Source organism: Microbacterium sp. AK031, from assembly GCF_024807145.1.
Lineage (GTDB): Bacteria > Actinomycetota > Actinomycetes > Actinomycetales > Microbacteriaceae > Microbacterium.
In genome coordinates this window covers 125,876-140,051 of record NZ_JANUCA010000001.1, presented here as the reverse complement: position 1 = coordinate 140,051, position 14,176 = coordinate 125,876, and the positions used below count along the sequence as shown (strand labels likewise).

10 protein-coding genes are annotated in these 14,176 nt (G+C 67.4%); 5 read left to right on the top strand and 5 right to left on the bottom strand.

The window, feature by feature from the left end; translation table 11 throughout:
• Window positions 1-138 precede the first annotated feature (138 nt).
• The 4 genes from HDC95_RS00610 to HDC95_RS00595 all read right to left on the bottom strand — a co-directional run bounded on the left by HDC95_RS00610 (window position 139) and on the right by HDC95_RS00595 (window position 6,114).
• On the bottom strand, window positions 139-1,953 hold the full coding sequence (locus HDC95_RS00610) for an ABC transporter ATP-binding protein (protein ID WP_259061255.1): 1,815 nt from the start codon (window positions 1,951-1,953) through the stop codon (window positions 139-141).
• A complete protein-coding gene (locus tag HDC95_RS00605; RefSeq protein WP_259061254.1) occupies window positions 1,950-3,848 on the bottom strand; it encodes an ABC transporter ATP-binding protein in 1,899 nt (632 codons plus the stop codon). Before HDC95_RS00605 ends, HDC95_RS00610 begins: the two co-directional genes overlap by 4 nt.
• Window positions 3,849-4,126: 278 nt before the next feature.
• Window positions 4,127-4,621 (bottom strand): methylated-DNA--[protein]-cysteine S-methyltransferase, encoded by a 495-nt coding sequence (locus HDC95_RS00600; protein ID WP_259061253.1) that lies wholly within the window; start codon window positions 4,619-4,621, stop codon window positions 4,127-4,129.
• Entirely contained in the window at window positions 4,618-6,114 is a 1,497-nt protein-coding gene (locus HDC95_RS00595; protein WP_259061252.1) for a DNA-3-methyladenine glycosylase 2 family protein, read from the bottom strand. The genes HDC95_RS00600 and HDC95_RS00595 overlap by 4 nt, the downstream gene beginning before the upstream one ends.
• Window positions 6,115-6,240: 126 nt before the next feature.
• Between HDC95_RS00595 and HDC95_RS00590 the strand changes: the two genes are divergently transcribed.
• The 5 genes from HDC95_RS00590 to HDC95_RS00570 are packed head-to-tail and all read left to right on the top strand — an operon-like array spanning window position 6,241 to window position 12,498.
• Window positions 6,241-7,365, top strand: a complete 1,125-nt coding sequence (locus HDC95_RS00590) for an iron ABC transporter permease (RefSeq protein ID WP_259061251.1) — start codon at window positions 6,241-6,243, stop codon at window positions 7,363-7,365.
• Window positions 7,362-8,177, top strand: a complete 816-nt coding sequence (locus HDC95_RS00585; protein ID WP_259061250.1) for an ABC transporter ATP-binding protein — start codon at window positions 7,362-7,364, stop codon at window positions 8,175-8,177. The genes HDC95_RS00590 and HDC95_RS00585 overlap by 4 nt, the downstream gene beginning before the upstream one ends.
• On the top strand, window positions 8,174-9,193 hold the full coding sequence (locus tag HDC95_RS00580) for an ABC transporter substrate-binding protein (RefSeq protein ID WP_259061249.1): 1,020 nt from the start codon (window positions 8,174-8,176) through the stop codon (window positions 9,191-9,193). The genes HDC95_RS00585 and HDC95_RS00580 overlap by 4 nt, the downstream gene beginning before the upstream one ends.
• A 3-nt stretch (window positions 9,194-9,196) precedes the next feature.
• A complete protein-coding gene (locus tag HDC95_RS00575; RefSeq protein ID WP_259061248.1) occupies window positions 9,197-10,888 on the top strand; it encodes an ABC transporter ATP-binding protein/permease in 1,692 nt (563 codons plus the stop codon).
• A complete protein-coding gene (locus tag HDC95_RS00570; protein WP_259061247.1) occupies window positions 10,885-12,498 on the top strand; it encodes an ABC transporter ATP-binding protein in 1,614 nt (537 codons plus the stop codon). Before HDC95_RS00575 ends, HDC95_RS00570 begins: the two co-directional genes overlap by 4 nt.
• 30 nt (window positions 12,499-12,528) lie before the next feature.
• Here HDC95_RS00570 and purH read toward each other — a convergent pair whose 3' ends face one another.
• Window positions 12,529-14,136 carry a bifunctional phosphoribosylaminoimidazolecarboxamide formyltransferase/IMP cyclohydrolase gene (gene purH / locus HDC95_RS00565; protein WP_259061246.1) on the bottom strand — a complete coding sequence of 536 codons (1,608 nt, stop codon included), beginning with the start codon at window positions 14,134-14,136 and terminating at the stop codon, window positions 12,529-12,531.
• Window positions 14,137-14,176: the final 40 nt, after the last annotated feature.

The following is a 14,176-nucleotide window of genomic DNA, read 5'->3' as shown; positions in this document are numbered from 1 at the left end:
CCTTCATGCTAGTCAGCTTGCCACCGTACCGACCCCAGCGCATCAACTTCAGCAGCCGGACTCAACTCTGGCGGCCACGATCCGAAGATATGGCCGCCAGAGTTGCCGCTGCCCGCCGGAGTCGGCGCGCACGCCGGCCTAGACCAGCGTCTCCTGCCATGCCGCGTGCAGTTGCGCGAACTTGCCGGTGCCGCTGATCAGCGTCTCGGGTGTGTCGTCCTCGATGATCTTCCCGTGCTCCATCACGAGCACGCGATCGGCGATCGCGACGGTCGACAGACGATGCGCGATGATGATGGCCGTGCGGTCGGCGAGCAACGTCTGCAGCGCGTCCTGGATGAGGCGCTCGGACGGGATGTCGAGCGACGCCGTCGCCTCGTCGAGGATCAGCACCGCGGGGTCGGCGAGGAACGCCCGTGCGAACGAGATCAGCTGCCGCTGTCCCGCCGACACGCGACCGCCGCGCTTGTTCACGTCGCTCGCGTAGCCGTCCGGCAGCGCCGAGATGAACTCATCAGCGCCGACGGCCTTCGCCGCTGCGCGGATCTCGTCCATCGTGGCGTCCGGCTTTCCGAGCGCGATGTTGTCGGCGACCGTTCCACTGAACAGGTAGGCCTCCTGCGTGACCATGACGATCGCACGCCGCAGGTCCTTCGGATGCAGCGAACGCAGATCCACCCCGTCGAGGGTGACGCGTCCGAGCGACGGGTCGTAGAAGCGCGAGATGAGCTTCGCCAGCGTCGACTTTCCCGCTCCGGTGGTACCCACGAGCGCGATCGTCTGACCCGCGGGGATGTCGAGGGTGAAATTCGGCAGGATGGTCTTCTCCCCCGAGTACCCGAACGTGACCTCGTCGAAGTTCACGTGACCGCGCGATTCCCACAGGTCGACCGGCTTCTCGGGATCCGGCACCGTCGGCACCTCGTCCAGCACGCCGGAGACCTTCTCCAGCGCCGCCGTGGCGGACTGGTAGGAGTTCAGGAACATCGCGATCTCCTGCATCGGCGCGAAGAAGTTGCGCACGTACAGCACGGCAGAGAGCAGCACACCGACGGTCAGTGCTCCGGTCGAGACGCGGATGCCGCCCCAGAGCACGACGATGCCGAGAGTGAAGGCCGCCACGGTCATGAGCCCCGGTTCGAACGTTCCGAACAGCATCATCGACCGACGGTTGATGTCGCGGTAGTCGCCGGCGACCTTCTGGAAGGTCCCGTCGTTGCGCGGCTCCTTGCGGAATGCCTTGACGGCGCGGATGCCGGTCATGGTCTCCACGAACTGCACGATGACCTTGGCGCTGATGACACGCGACTCGCGGAAGATGACCTGCGAACGGGAGTAGAACCAGCGCATGAGCAGGTACAGCGGGATGAGCGCGATCAGCAGGATGACACCGGACTGCCAGTCCCACACCACGAGTGCGATGAACGTGAAAGCACCGAACAGCACGCCGGAGACGAGGTTGTTGAGCCCACCGTCGAGCAGCTCGCGGATGGAGTCCAGGTCGCTCGTCTGCCGCGAGATGATGCGTCCGGACGTATACGTCTCATGGAACTCGAGACTCAGCCGCTGGGTGTGCAGGAAGATGCGCTTGCGCAGGTCGATCAACACAGCCTGCGTGATGCGTGCGGCGATCACGACGTACCAGCCGATCAGCGCCGCGGCAGCGCCGCCGGCGACCAGGTAGATGAGCACGATGCCGAATGTCGGCATCCAGTCGGCGTTGTCGATGACGGCCGGCAGCGCCCAGTCGAGTCCGATCCCGATGAGGATCGGGCCCGCGACCTGCAGCGCCGTCGAGATGACGAGCACGATCGCCGCGAGGACGATCTGTGCGCGCAAGGGATTCACGAGAGAGCCGAGCAGTCGCAGCGAACGCTGGCGGATCGCCTTGCTCTCCTCGCGGGTGTAGTTGGAGCGGTCTTCGCCCTCGGTGCCGGTCAGTGTCGCGCTCATGCCTGCACCTCCTCTTCCTCGGTGGCGAATGCTTCGTCTGCAGCGCCCGCCGCTTCCAGGTCTTCATCCGTGATGATCGGAATGGTTCCCGTTCGTGCGGCCTCCTCCGCCTCGAGGCTGGAGATCACGTGCCGGTAGTGCGAGCTCGTGCGCAGCAGCTCGGAGTGCGTGCCGACGGCGGTGATCCTGCCACGTTCGAGCAGTGCCACCCGGTCGGCGAGCGCGACCGTCGAAGGACGGTGCGCGACGATCATCGCCGTGGTGTCGGCGAGCACACGGCGCAGCGCCTCTTCGACGAGTGCCTCGGTGTCGACATCCAGCGCGGAGAGCGGGTCATCCAGCACAAGGACCCGGGGATTCGCGGCCACGGCGCGTGCGAGCGCAAGACGCTGACGCTGCCCGCCCGAGAGGCTGAGTCCTTCTTCGCCGATGACCGTCTCCACACCGTTCGGCAGCGCGTCGACGAAGTTCGCCTGCGCGACGTCGAGGGCTTCACGCAGCACACGCTCGCCCTCCTCGCTGTGGATGTCGAGCTCGGCGCGGCCGAGCAGCACGTTCTCACGCACAGATGCCGAGAACAGCGTAGCGTCCTCGAACGCCATCGCGATGTGGCGACGCAGCTCGACGAGGGTCAGGTCGCGCACGTCGACGCCGTCGAGCGTGACACGCCCACCCGTCACGTCGTACAGACGCGTGGGCAGCGTGGTGAGCGTGGTCTTGCCGCTGCCGGTGAGTCCGACGAGGGCCATGGTCTCGCCGGGGCGCAGCACCAGGTCGATGCCGTCGAGCAGGTCGCGCTCAGCGCTGCCTGCATCCTGGTACCGAAAGTGGGCGTTCTCGAAGACGAGCTCGCCGCGGGGCTCTTCGATGTGCACCGGCTGCTCCGGATCGGTGATGCTGTTCGTCTCCGAGAAGATGTCGAACACGCGGTCTGATGCGGTGCGCGCATCCAGCATGAACGAGAACAGGAATCCGATCGACTCGATCGGCCAGCGCAGCACGGTCGCCATCGCGAAGAACGCGAAAAGCTCCGGCAGCTCGATCGCACCCTGTGAGATCAGCCAGATGCCGGATATCAGGCTGAGACCGAACGCGATCTGCGGCATGAGGTCGAGCCAGAACCAGATGGATCCGACGGCGCGCGCCTTGCTGAGCTCGGTCGTACGCAACGACTCGGCCTGAGTGCTGAAGCGGGTGAGCGCGTGCTTCCCGCGACCGAATGCCTTCAGCACGCGGATGCCGTGCACGCTCTCCTCGACGCTGGTGGCGAGGTCGCCGGCCTGGTCCTGGCTCTGACGCGCGAGGCGCCCGTAACGCTTCTCGAAGCGGTAGCCGGTGATCCACAGCGGGATCGCCGTGACGATGAAGATCGTCCCCAGCAGCCAGTGCCAGCGGAACAGCAGGACCGCTCCGATGATGATGGTCAGCAGGTTGACGACGAGCAGGATCAGCCCGAACGCCAGCCAGCGGCGGATGAGGCCGATGTCCTGCATCATGCGGCTGAGCAGCTGACCCGACTGCCAGCGGTCATGGAACGCGACCGGGAGGGTCTGAAGGCGCGAGTACAGCAGCGTGCGCATGCGGTACTCGACCTCGGTGGACGGCTTGAGGATGAACCAGCGGCGCAGCCACACCATGAGCGCCTCGCCGAAGCCCAGCACGAGCACGACGACGGCGCCGAGGACGATCAGTCCGACCGATCCGGTGCGGATGGGCCCCTGCACGATCTGCTCGAGGACGAGCGGGATCATGAGGGCGATGACGGCCGCGCCGAGCGCGCTCGCGGCACCGCCGACGAACCGCCAGAAGACGGGTTTCACGAATGGGGCCAGGCGCCAGAGCGCGGCGGGAGTGGACAGCGAAGAGGGCTGTTTCTGCGATGACGAGGAAGACATGACTCTCAGACGAGTTTCAATGCGGAAGAGGAGTGAGACGGGCTCGGCCGTGCGGCCTGGAGCCTGGAGCCTGGAGGCTTTGTGCGGGGTGGAACGCTAGCCGCGGTACACCGGGTTCGAGCCAAGAACGGTGATCTGCGCAACGGCGATCGAAATCATGGTGTCCTCCTCAGGCTCGGCATCGTCGCCCGGTCGGTGCGACAGCCCTCCAGCCTATTGCTGTGAACGAGCTGGGCGCAAGAGTCATTCCCTCGACGTGTCGACGTGGCGCAGCGGCCTCAGGCCGCGGCCTCCCGTGCGAGCAGCGATTCCTTCACCGGCAGGCCCCATGCGAAGCCGCCCAACGATCCGTCTGAGCGCAGCACGCGATGGCATGGCACGAAGAGCGCCGGCGCGTTGCGCGCACAGATGGATGCCGCGGCACGCACCGCCTGCGGATTGCCGAGCCCTGCGGCGAAGGATGTGTAGGTCAGCGGCTCCCCCGGTGTGATCCGGCGCAGTGCCTCCCACCCGGCCTGCTGCATCTCGGTGCCGAACTGACGCACCGGCACGGTGTCGATGGCGGCGAGGTCGCCGTCGTAGTACGCGCGGACGGCGGCCGCGGCATCCGTCTCGCCTTCTCTGATGTCGGCGGGACGAGTGCGCTCCGCAAGCCGGGTGATGATGGCGTCGTGTTCATCGGTCCACCCGGAGGCGAGCACGCGCTGTTCGCTGTCGACGAGAAGGGTGAAGGCGCCGTCTGCGGTGTCGATGGTCTGGATGAGAGCGGTCATGAGAGCTCCTTTGTCTTGGTCTTCTGAGTTCTGGATGGACGCACCGGGGCCGCGCGCCACAGGTGCGCGGTGAGGTAGCTGCGCCAAGGGGCGGTGCGCTCCGTCCAGGCGGTGAGCGGCTTCGGATCGGCGGGGAGGCCGGATGCCGCTGCTCCGGCTCGCACGGCGACGTCTCCGGGGAGGAAGACGTCGGGATCGCCGATCACGCGCATCCGCACGTAGTCGGCAGTCCACGGCCCGATGCCCGGCATGGCGAGGAGCGCCGCGCGCTGGGCGGCGCGGTCATCGCCCACCGTGAGCGTCAGCGATCCGTCGGCGAGTGCTGCGGCCGCACCTGTGATGGCTCGGATGCGCGCGGCAGGACCCCGCAACACTTCTGAGCCGTGTTCGGCGATCGCCGCCATGGTCGGGAAGAGGTGGTGTCCGCCGTCGATCTCCTCCCCCAGCGCCTCCGCCAATGCAGTGAGAGCCGTGCGGGCGGCGACCACTGTGATCTGCTGCCCGACCATCGCACGGATGAGCATCTCGTGGGGGTCGGCGGAGCCCGGTACCCGGATGCCAGGAATCCGCGCGACGAGCGGGGCGAGCTCCGGATGCGACGACAGCGCGGCGTCGACGGCCGTGGGGTCGGCGTCCAGATCGAAGATCCGTCGGGCTGTGGCCACGAGCGGGGCGAGGTCGCCGAGGTGTGCGACGCGAGCACGCAGGTGCAGCGTCGAACCGCCGTCCTGGCGCACTTCGAACCAGGCGGGGCCACCCGGCATACGCAGGTACCTGGAGAAGGAGTTGTCGATCACGTTCTCCACACCAGGCAGGGCGCGCGCGGCCATCCAGGCGAAGATGCCTGCGGCATCCATCGGCTCGCGGTGCGGCAGGAGCAGATCGATCGCCCCCGGTGACGCCACCGGGGTGATCCTTCGGCGGGCACGCAGTTCGGTCGGCGTCAATCCGAAGACCTCTCTGATCGTGTCGTTGCACTGACGGATGCTGGCGAAGCCCGCAGAGAAGGCGATGTCCGAGATCGGGAGATCCGTGCCGACGAGCAGCATCCGCGCGTTGTGCGCTCGGTGCGCGCGAGCGAGCGCGAGAGGGCCGGCACCGAGCTCTGTGGTGAGCAGCCGGGTGAGATGGCGAGACGAGTAGCCGAGCCGTGCTGCGAGCCCTGAGACGCCTTCGCGTTCCACGACACCGTCGGCGATCAGGCGCATGGCACGCGCTGCCGCGTCGCCGCGAACGTCCCATGCGGGGGAGCCGGGCGCAGCCTCCGGCAGGCAGCGCTTGCAGGCGCGGAAGCCTGCTTCATGAGCTGCAGCACTCGTCGGATAGAAGCTGACGTTCTCCCGCTTGGGCGTGCGCGCCGGGCACGAGGGGCGGCAGTAGATGCCGGTGGAGTGCACCGCCGTGACGAACTGCCCGTCGAAGCGGATGTCGCGCGCATCGATCGCCCGGTACCGCTCGTCGAAGCTCATGGCGCTGAGTTCGGGGACGGTCATGCATCAACTCTGACACGTCCGAATGCCGCTGACTCGCGGAAATCGGACATAGCAGTCCAGAGGGCCACAGCGTTCCTCGAAGCGTCGTGTTGAATTCGATAATCATTCTCAGTAAGGTGAGCGCTTGTGCCCCACCTCACTGCGCCGTCATCCAAAGATGTCGATGCCTCGCGCCGTGTGCGTTCGCTGCACCCGGGGAGACGGCTGGCTCGCCGCTCATCGGCGCTCAGCATCACGCTTGTGATCGTGATCGTTCTGCTCGTGATCGTCTCGGGAGCGGTCGGCGCCGTAGAGGTCGATCCGGCGCAGGCCGCGCAGATCGTTCTGGGGCATCTGCTTCCCGGAATGGCCTGGATGTCCGACGGCTCTCTGACTCCTCTGCAGGATCAGGCCGTCTGGCAGTTCCGCCTGCCCCGCGCACTTCTGGCAGGTCTCGCCGGCGCAGGGCTCGCTCTCGCCGGGGCGCTCATGCAGGTCACCGTCCGCAATCCGCTCGCTGAGCCGTACATCCTCGGAGTCTCCTCCGGTGCGAGCGTCGGTGCCGTGCTGGTCATCGTGCTGGGATCGGCGACGCTGGGTGGGCTTTCGCTCAACATCGCAGCTTTCATCGGCGCGGTCGTCGCCTGCGCCTGCGTCGCTGTCATGGCGAGGAAGGACGGAGCGCTGTCACCGACGCGCATGATCCTCGCCGGCGTCGCGCTCGGAACGCTGTTCAGCGCCATCACGAGCTACCTCACGATCTCGACAGACGCGCAGAACGTCGTGAGCGTGCTCTTCTTCCTCCTGGGCAGCGTGTCGGCCGCCACGATGCCCAGCCTGCTCGGACCGGCCATCGCGCTCGGAATCGCCTTCGTCGTGGCGATGTTCCTCTCGCGTTCACTCAACGCCCTCATGACGGGGGATGAATCGGCGATCTCCCTCGGTGTGAACCCCTCCCGATTGCGGGCGCTGATGCTCGTCATGGCATCGCTCCTCACTGGATCCGTCGTCGCCGTGGCAGGAGGCATCGGCTTCGTCGGTCTCGTCATCCCGCATATCTCCCGCATCGTGGTGGGTTCTGATCACCGACGGATGCTGCCGGTGACGCTGCTCGGCGGGGCGGTGTTCCTGATGATGGCCGACCTTCTCGCGCGCACCGTAGCGATGCCGACCGAGATTCCCCTGGGGATCCTCACCGCTTTCGTCGGCGCGCCCTTCTTCCTCTGGCTGATGCGCCGAAGCGGAGCCGAGCAGGCGGGATTCGGCCGATGAAGGTCGAGTTCGACGATGTCACCGTGGCCCTGGGTGGCCGCGACATCGTGCACGGGGCATCACTGACCGCGGAATCCGGAACCGTCGTGGGACTGATCGGGCCCAACGGGAGCGGCAAGTCCACTCTGCTGCGTGCCCTCTACCGTGCCGTGCGCCCACGTGAAGGACGGATACGCGTCGACGGCACCGACGTGCATCGGCTCAGTGGACGACAGTCGGCCCGCACGGTCGCAGTAATGTTGCAGGACCCGCACACCGATTTCGACCTCACCGTCCATGAGCTCGTACTGCTCGGACGCGCTCCGTACCGCGCGTCGTTCGGACGCGACACCGCTGAGGACCTGCGGATCGTCGACGAGGCGATGCGCAGTGTCGACGTGAGCGACCTCGCGGAGCGGATGGCTGCCACCCTCTCCGGCGGTCAGCGGCAGCGCGTGATGCTGGCCAGGGCACTCGCCCAGCAGACACCGGTTCTCGTCCTCGACGAGCCGAGCAACCATCTCGACATCCGTCACCAGCTCGAGCTCATGTCGATCGTGCGAGGGCTAGGACGTACAGTGATCGCCGCGCTGCACGATCTGAATCTGGCGCTCCAGTACTGCGACCACGTCGTGGTGCTCGCCGACGGTCGCGTGGCCGCTGAAGGCCCGCCGAGCGAGATTCTGACTCCCGATCTCATCCGCGCGACATTCGACGTCGACGCACGCCTCGTCGGCGATCCCGACGAAGAGGTGCTCGCGTTCCGTCGCCCGAAAGCAGAGCGGCACGACTGCGTGCCGTCCACATCCCGAACAGAAAGTGTCCGATCATGAAATCCGCTTCTTCCCACGCTGCCCGGATCACCGCGGCATCCGCCCTCGCTTTCGTGGCGCTGCTGGCCACAGGCTGCGGCACTTCCGTCGCGTCGACGCCCGGTGACTCCACGGACGCCGACGCTCACCGGACGACCCTGCAGAACTGCGGCCGGGAGATCGTCGTCGACGGCGTACCCGACGCTGTCGTCGGTATGCACCCCTCCCAGACCGAACTCCTGCTCCGCCTCGGGCTGGCGGATCGGCTCGTAGGGCAGGCGCAGGCGACGGCTCTGGCACTGCCGGACGACGTGGCAGCTCTTGCCGCAGATGTGCCGGTGCTCGCGGGGCTCACCCCGCCGAGCCGTGAGGATCTTCTGGCTGTCGCGCCTGACTTCGTTTACTCCCCCACGACCTACGAGTTCACCGCAGAGCAGGGCTTCGCGAGCATCGAACAGCTCGAGGGAGCAGGGGCGTCGGTCTACGTCGCAACCGGCGGATGCTTCGAGCGGCGCATGAGCGGCGAGGTGGCAGACCTGTTCGTCGACCTGAAGAACCTCGGCGAGATCTTTGCAGTGCAGGATGCGGCGGCCGAGCTCATCACCGACGCGAAGGCGAACCTCGCCGAGATCGCCACCGCGATCGAGGACGTCGACCGGCTTCGAGTCGCAGAGGTCTATGTGGAGGGCACGACGATGTCGGCGATCGGCGCCGGCGTGGAGCACGACATCCTGACGCTCGCGGGTGCGGACACCGTCTACTCACCCGACCAGCCCGCGTTCTCCGATTTCTTCGCAGCGACGATCACGCCGGAATCGCTGGCCGCGGAGCAGGCGGATGCACTCGTCTTCTCGGTGCACGACGACGAGCACGAGGCTGCGGTGCGCGCCTATCTCACGTCGACCTTCCCCGACATGCCCGCCGTCAAGGAAGACCGCCTGATCGCCGTCGCCAGCGCCGACATGTTCCCCGGGACGCTCGGGAACATCAGCGTGGTGCGTCAGATCGCAGAGCACCTCTACCCCGAGAAGTTCTGACCTGTGATCCACCGACGTCTCCTTCAACTCGCCGGCGCGGTTCCGGGCGCGATCGCGGTGCTCGCTGCTGTGGGAGTACTCATCTCGGCGTTGCATGTGACGTTCGCCTTCGTCACGGCGACGGTGATCGCCGCGCTGGTACGTGGGGAAGGAGATGTCGGCTTCGCGCTGGTCATGCTCGTGGTCGTGGCACTCGCGAGGGCTGTCGTGATCTGGCTGCGCGAGCCGCTCGCCGCACGGATCGGCGCGTCCGTGCGCATCGCACTGCGCAGTCGACTGCTGGCGCGGACGGCCGACATCCCCGCCGCTGAGCGCCGCTCCGGGGACACGGCCGCGACGGTGATCGACGGCGTCGATGGCCTCGACGCGTACTACACGCGCTATCTGCCCCAACTCGTCGTGGTGCTGGTGGCGCCGGCGACGATCATCGTACTGGTGTGGATTCAAGATGCCGGTGCGGGTCTCGTGCTCGCGGTAGCCGGCGCCGCAGCGGTGATCGTCCCGCGGTTCTGGGACGCACGGCTGCTGCGCAACGGGCGTTCCCGTTGGACCGCGTTCGCTCGATTGTCCGGCGACTATGTCGAAGCGCTGCAGTCGATCCCGCTGCTGCGCAGTTTCGGGGCCGCCGAGCGGATCGGGACCGAACTCGAGCAGCGGGCCGAGGCGCTGCGTCGGTCGACCATGGCGCAGATGCGCGTGTCGCTGGTGGAGAGCGGAGTGAGCACGCTCGCGATGCATCTGGGGACCGTTCTCGCCGTCATCGCCGCGGCATCTGCCGTTCTCACGGGAAGCCCTGCGACGACCGCCGTCGTCGTGCTGCTGCTCTCGCGCGAGTGCTTCCGTCCGCTCTCCGAACTGAGTGGTCACTGGCATGCGGGGTATCTCGGGCTCACAGCCGTCGATGGCCTCGACCGACTCCTCTCACTGCCCGCGGCCGTGCCCGATGAGGGCACCGTCGCCACGCCGGCACCGCAAGGTGCGGGCCTCAGCATCCGCAATGTCACGTATCGATACCCGGGCACCGACAGTGGCATCTGCGACATCACGCTCCAAGTCGAGTCGAGTGAGACCGTCGCCATCCTCGGTCCATCAGGGTCCGGCAAGAGCACACTCGGACGGCTGCTCGAGCGCGAGATCGATCCCGACGAGGGCGACATCCTCCTCGACGGCATCCCGTTACCCCAACGCACCAGGGCTGCTCTGGCGCGGAGCGTCGTGACCGTCGCGCAGGATCCCGTGCTCTTCGCGTGGCCAGTGCGCGAGAATCTCGTGCTGTACCGGCAGGACGCCAGCGACGCCGACATCCGGGATGCGGCGATCGCCGCCGACATCGACCACGTCATCCGCGCCCTCCCCGAAGGTTACGACACCGTCCTCTCGGAGAACGGCGATCAACTGTCCGGCGGCCAGCGGCAGCGCCTGGCGATCGCGCGTGCCCTGATCGCCCGCGCCCCGGTTCTCATCCTCGACGAGGTGACGTCCGCGCTCGACGCCGACACCGAACGACGCGTCATGGACGGCGTCGCCGCCCACGATCCGCATCGCACGACGATCCTCATCGCGCACCGGGAGACCGCATGCACACATGCCGACCGTTGGATCGCGCTCGACCAGGGTGAGATCGCCGCGACAGGAGACGGAGCTCCCGGGCGCGACCTGCTGCAGAACCGCGTCCGGGTCGGCGGCGCTCGATGAGAGCGATACGCCGACTGCTCCCGGTCATCGCCACGTACCGTGGCCGGTTCGTCGAGACGGTGGTCTGGAGCGTCGTCGCGCAGGGTGCCATCCTCGCGATCGCCCTCGGCCTCGCTGCTGTCGTCGGCCGTGTCGTCACCGGCTCCGGCGATGATCTGCCCTCATTCGCCGTGGTCCTCGCTCTGCTCTGCACGGTGGTGGCCGCATCCACCTGGCGTGAATCCTGGGTCTCGCACGACCTCGCCTACCGACTCATCGTCGTACTGCGGGGGCGCGTCTTCACCTCACTACGGCGTGCGCTGCCCTCACGCAATCGTCCGCGGCGCACCGGGGATCTCGTGTCGACCCTGGTCACGGACATCGAGACTCTGGAGTGGTTGTATGCGCACACGGTGGCGCAGACCCTCTCCGCGGTGCTGGTGCTGTCGGCAAGCGCCGTCGCCTCGCTGATGGTCAATCCCATGCTGCTCGCGGTGTGGCTCCCGCTGCTGCTCGTCGGCATCGCTGTGCCGTTGTGCACAGCGCGCATCGCCGCGCGCGACGGTGCCGCGCTCGCGGCAGGGTCTGGTCGCGTCCGATCCGAGCTTCTCGACACGATGCGCGGCCTGCGTGAGCTGCGCGGTGCCGATGCACTCGAGGCGCGGATGGACCACATCAGCGGCGAGGTGCGGACGCTGGCGCGTGTGCAGGTGAGAGATGCCTCCCGTGTGGGCATGGAGCGCGGCATCGCCGATCTGACACTCGCCGCTGCCGCGATCGGGGCCGTCAGTATCGCTCTCCTCGCAGGCTCGCATCTCGACCCGGCCGATATTCCGTTGGCGGTCGCCGTGTCCGTGGCCGGGTTGGGACCGGCCGCCCAGATCATCGAACTGCTCCGCGGCGCCGGGATGCTCCGCGCATCGGCCGAGCGGATCGTGGAGACCTTCGACCAGCCTCCCTCGACGGGGGCATCGCTGCCCTCCGCGGAGCCCCGCGACGAACGCGGACTGGTACTGGACGGCGTCTGCTTCAGTTACGACGGCACGACTTCCGTGCTCGACGGGTTCGATCTGCACGTTCGCCCTGGCGAGACCGTCGCGCTTGTCGGGCCGTCGGGCGTCGGCAAGACGACTGCGGCCCGGTTGATGCTGCGCCTCTGGGATCCGGATGCCGGCGCGATCCGCGTCGACGGGATCGACATCCGTTCTCTGCCGGATCGGGATCTGCGCCGCCTCGTCGCCGTCGTACCGCAGTCATCGCCCCTGCTGCGAGGGACGATCGGCTCCAACATCACGTTGGGTGATCCGGATGCCACGCAGCAGTCGATCCGGCGCGCGGCGACGGCGGCAGGGCTGCTTTCCGCCGAATCGGCGTTGCCTCTCGGGCTGGAGACTCCGATCGGCGAGCATGGCACTGGTCTCTCCGGCGGTCAGCGGGCACGCGTCGCGATCGCCCGTGCGCTGCTCAGAGATCCGCGTGTGCTCGTGCTTGACGAAGCCACGGCTTCCCTGGATCCAGAGGCTGATGAGGCCATCCTCGAACTTCTGCGGCGCGATGAGGACAGAGCGATCCTGCTGATCGCGCACCGCCCCGCGACGATCGCCGCGTCGGATCGCCAGGTGCGTCTCTGACGATCCGACGCGCGCGACGGGCTGCGGGTCTCAGTGGAAGAAGTGCCGCTCGCCCGTGAAGAACATCGTGATGCCTGCAGCCTCGGCCGCGGCGATGACCTCGTTGTCGCGGACGGACCCGCCCGGCTGGATGATCGTCTTGACACCAGCATCGATCAGGATCTGAGGTCCGTCTGCGAACGGGAAGAACGCATCGGATGCCGCGACCGATCCTTTGACGCGATCGCCTGCGCGCTCCACTGCGAGGCGGCACGAGTCGACACGGTTGACCTGGCCCATGCCGATGCCGACCGTGGCCTTGCCCTGTGCCAGCACGATCGCGTTCGATTTCACTGCGCGGCAGGCCTTCCACGCGAAGATGAGATCCGACATCTCCTCTGCTGCGGGACGCTCACCGGTGATGAGCTGCCAGTTCTCGGCCACTGCGCCGATCTCGTCGGGGAAGCGGTCGGCGTCCTGCAGCAGCAGACCGCCGGAGACCAGGCGCACATCCATCTGCTCCTGCTGCCAGTCGTCGGGCAGCTGGAGCACGCGCAGGTTCTTCTTCGCCTTGAACACCGCCAGTGCCTCCGGCTCGAACGAAGGAGCGACGATCACCTCGGTGAAGATGTCCTTGAGGTTCTCCGCCATCTTCAGCGTGACGGTGCCGTTGGTCGCGATGACGCCGCCGTAGGCCGACACAGGGTCGCACTCGTGGGCGCGCAGGTGCGCGCTCGCGATCGGGTCGAGAGCGTTCGGCGCCGTCGTCGCGATGCCGCAGGGGTTCGCGTGCTTCACGATGGCGACCGCCGGCAGCACCATGTCGAACGCGGCGCGCAGCGCGGCATCCGCGTCGACGTAGTTGTTGTACGACATCTCCTTGCCCTGGAGCTGCTCCGCCTGGGCGATGCCGTGGCCTCCGACGCGCGTGTAGATGGCGCCGCGCTGGTGTGCGTTCTCGCCGTAGCGCAGTGTCGACAGGCGCTCGGCCTTGATCGTCAGGTGCTCCGGCAGCTCTCCGCCGTCATTGAGCGTGCCCTCGGCGAACCACGCGGCGACAGCCGTGTCGTAGCTGGAGGTGTGCGCGAACGCGCGAGCGGCGAGTTCGCGGCGCTGCGACAGCGTGGTGCCGCCCGCTGCGACGGCCTCGATGATCGCGGGGTACGACTCCGGAGACACGACGATCGCAACGTTGGCGTGGTTCTTCGCCGCAGCACGCACCATGGCTGGACCGCCGATGTCGATCTGCTCGACGGCGTCGTCATCTGATGCGCCGGACCTGACGGCCTCGACGAAGGGGTACAGGTTCACGACGACGAGCTCGAAGGGGTCGATCTCGAGGTCGTCGAGCTGTCGCGCGTGGTCTTCGAGTCGCAGGTCCGCCAGCAGGCCGCCATGGATGCGAGGATGCAGAGTCTTGACCCGTCCGTCGAGCATCTCGTCGACACCGGTGACGGCGGCGACGTCGGTCACGTCGTGGCCTGCTTCACGGATGGTCGCGGCCGTCGATCCCGTCGAGACGATCTCGATGCCGGCTTCGGCGAGCGCCGCTGCCAGTACCAGGAGATCGGTCTTGTCGCTGACAGAGACGAGTGCGCGCCGGATCGGCACGGTGTCGCGTTCGCGGTACAGGGAAGAGTCGTGGCGCGGGCCGGCCATGGAGGGCTCCTTCGTGCGATTTTCGTAGGCGGTTCAGGGA